Origin of the sequence: Frankia sp. Mgl5 (genome assembly GCF_023242985.1) — a bacterium.
Taxonomy (GTDB): Bacteria; Actinomycetota; Actinomycetes; order Frankiales; family Frankiaceae; genus Parafrankia; species Parafrankia soli.
Genome location: NZ_JALKFY010000125.1, coordinates 1 through 272 on the forward strand (window position 1 = coordinate 1; position 272 = coordinate 272).

The 272-nt window shown below is 54.8% G+C and carries 1 protein-coding gene; it reads right to left on the reverse strand.

Annotated features, from left to right (window positions below; translation table 11 throughout):
• A partial coding sequence (locus MXD62_RS08655; RefSeq protein WP_248828870.1) for a 3-hydroxyacyl-CoA dehydrogenase family protein occupies positions 1-272 on the reverse strand: 272 nt, incomplete at both ends.

The window sequence follows — 272 nt, forward strand, 5'->3', positions numbered from 1 at the left end:
TTTTGAAACCTCCCGCCCGCTTCATGATCCGGTCGATCTGCTCCACGTCTGCCACACTGTCGCCGAGAATGCGGAGCGCTTCATTATAGTAGGGACGCGCCACCCGATTGACGATAAAGCCCGGTGTATCGGTCACCAGCACAGGCACCTTGCCCAGATCGCGGGCGAACTGATACGCTTTTTGCACATAAGCTTCACTCGATTTCTTGCCGCGAATCACCTCGATCAACGGCATGACCGGAGCCGGGTTAAAAAAGTGAAAGCCAAGAATG